General features: G+C 71.4%; 2 protein-coding genes and 1 pseudogene. 2 read left to right on the top strand and 1 reads right to left on the bottom strand.

Annotation, left to right across the window (positions count from 1 at the left end; translation table 11 throughout):
* The coding region (locus tag G6019_RS06475) for a DUF3027 domain-containing protein (RefSeq protein ID WP_182627231.1) at positions 1–534 on the bottom strand (534 nt) is incomplete at its 3' end.
* A gap of 57 nt (positions 535–591) precedes the next feature.
* On the opposite strand from G6019_RS06475, the gene G6019_RS06470 reads away from it, so the two are divergent.
* Together G6019_RS06470 and G6019_RS06465 are read left to right on the top strand one after the other, a co-directional pair.
* Positions 592–1,494 (top strand): glutaminyl-peptide cyclotransferase, encoded by a 903-nt coding sequence (locus tag G6019_RS06470; RefSeq protein WP_182613379.1) that lies wholly within the window; start codon positions 592–594, stop codon positions 1,492–1,494.
* Positions 1,487–2,342 (top strand): annotated as a pseudogene (locus tag G6019_RS06465) (MFS transporter); the annotation flags it as partial. The gene G6019_RS06470 and the pseudogene G6019_RS06465, both read left to right, overlap by 8 nt.

Raw genomic sequence — 2,342 nt, 5'->3', positions numbered from 1 at the left:
ACGGGCGGCGGCGGCCGACCGGCCCTCCCGACTCAGGTGCCGGGGCCGTCCGAGGCCCACGGGGCCGGCGACCTCGTCGAGCTCGTCGTCTCCGGTGAGGAACTGCCCGGGCACCAGTCGCTCGTCATCCTCCGCAGGGGGCAGGAGATCGCCCGCACCCAGATCTCCCGGCCGGATCCTCTTCTCCCAGGGCACCCATTCCGGGGCCACGACCGACCCTGGCCCGGGGAGGAGGGAGATCTCGTCGACCGTCACCTCACCGCCGGGGACCAGCGCCAGGACACAGGCCCAGTACCACCCCCGGTAGCCGGCGAGGTCGGACGCGAAGCGGTGGGTCGTGGTGAACGGCGCCTCGACGACGCTCCCCAGGTGCTCACCCACCCCGTGGACCGCGAACTCCTCCACGGCCGCACGGGCCACGTCGACGCCCGAGGCCAGTCGCTCGCGCAGGGCCTCGTCGAAGCCCGAGGCCTGATCGGTGCTCACGGGGTCCGCCTCCTGATCCGTGTCTACCTCGGTGTTCACCCGACCCATTATGCGCGCCATCGCCACGACGTCGCGGTTCGGCCCGGAGTACGGCATTCTTGAGTCATGCGCAGCGTCCTCGGCACCCTCGGCCCTCTCGCCGTCACACTGTCCCTCGTCGGTGCCGTCGCGGCGTGCTCCTCGACGGGTTCCGACTTCGCCGGGAGCCCCACGCCCGCCGAGGCCTCACTGGCGTCGTCGAGCATGCCCACCGGGTCGGGTTCGGGCTCGGGCGCCACGGCCGGCGAACACGTGCCGGTGGGCCCGTCCGAGCCGCGGCCCACACGGGGCTCGGTCGAGGTCGTCCGGACCCTCGAGCACGACCCCGCGTTGTTCACGCAGGGCCTGCAGGTGGTGGGTGACGAGATCTACGAGTCGACCGGGCAGTACGGCCACTCCGAGGTGCAGCGACGCCCTCTCGCCGGTGGCCCGCCCACCGTCTCCGTGAAGATGGCCGACCACGAGTTCGGCGAGGGCCTGGCCGTCACACCGGACACGCTCTGGACCCTGACCTGGACCAACGGGATCGCCCACAATCGTGATCCCCGGACCCTCGAGGTGCGATCCGAGGCCCCGTACCAGGGTCAGGGCTGGGGTCTGTGTTTCGACGGCGGGCGGCTGATCATGAGCAACGGCTCCGACGAGCTCACGTTCCGCGACCCCGTCACCTTCGAGCCCACGGGCACGGTCGCGGTGACCTCGGGGGGCGCGCCTGTCCGCCAGATCAACGAACTCGAGTGCACGGACGGCTCCGTCCTGGCCAACGTCTGGATGACCGACGAGGTCATCCGCATCGACCCGGCCACCGGCGCGGTCACCGCCATCTACGACGCCTCGGCGCTCGAGCGGCCCCGGCCCGCCAGCCGGGAGGCGGTCCTCAACGGGATCGCCGCGCTCCCCGGTTCGGAGAACGTGCTGCTCACCGGGAAGCTGTGGCCCACGATGTACGAGGTGCGCCTCATTGGGTGACCGCTCCCCCGGTCCGGCCCGCCGTGCCGCGGCCAGAATCGGCCGAGGCGTCCGGCGGGTCTTCCACGCCGACGGGGCGAACAGATCGGGCCTGTCGCAGCTCAGCTACGTCACCGTCGCCAACTTCGCGTGCGACGCCATCCTCGCGGTCGCCCTGGCCAACACGTTGTTCTTCTCCGCCGCCACCGCCGAGTCGCGTAGCAACGTGGCCCTGTACCTGCTGGTGACGGTGGCACCGTTCGCGGTGATCGCCCCGGTGATCGGACCGGCGCTCGACCGGCTTCGCAGCGGGCGGCGCCTCACGGTGTCGCTCACCTTCACCCTGCGGGCGGTGCTCGCGGTGATCCTCGCGCTGAATTTCGACTCGTGGCTGCTGTACCCCCTCGCCCTGGGAATGCTCGTCCTGTCCAAGACCTTCGGCGTGGTCAAGGCTTCCATCACCCCCCACGTCCTGCCGCCGGCGCTCGACCTGGTCCGGACCAACTCCCGACTGACCGTGCTCGGCCACGTGTGTGGGTCACTGATCGCGGGCGCCCTGGCCGGGGCCGTGTCCTGGCTGTGGGGCTCGGACGCGGCGCTCTGGTTGCTCGCCGTGGTGGCGCTCGTGTCGGCATACGTCGCGATGACCATCCCCGCCCGCGCCGAGGCCTCGCTCGACGAGGAGTCCGCGACCCTGCGCATGGACCGCGGCCGTCCGCTCGTCAGCGGACTCAAGGCCGTCCTGACCCGGCCACTGGGTCGTCAGGTCCTGGCCAACCTCTGGGCCGTGTCGATGGTCCGTCTCATGACCGGCTTCCTCACCCTGTTCCTGGCGTTCGTGGCCAAGGCCCAGGAGAACGCCACGGCGG

It is taken from the genome of Dietzia sp. DQ12-76, from assembly GCF_014145045.1.
GTDB lineage: Bacteria > Actinomycetota > Actinomycetes > Mycobacteriales > Mycobacteriaceae > Dietzia.
This window is presented reverse-complemented; position numbering and strand designations above follow the sequence as displayed.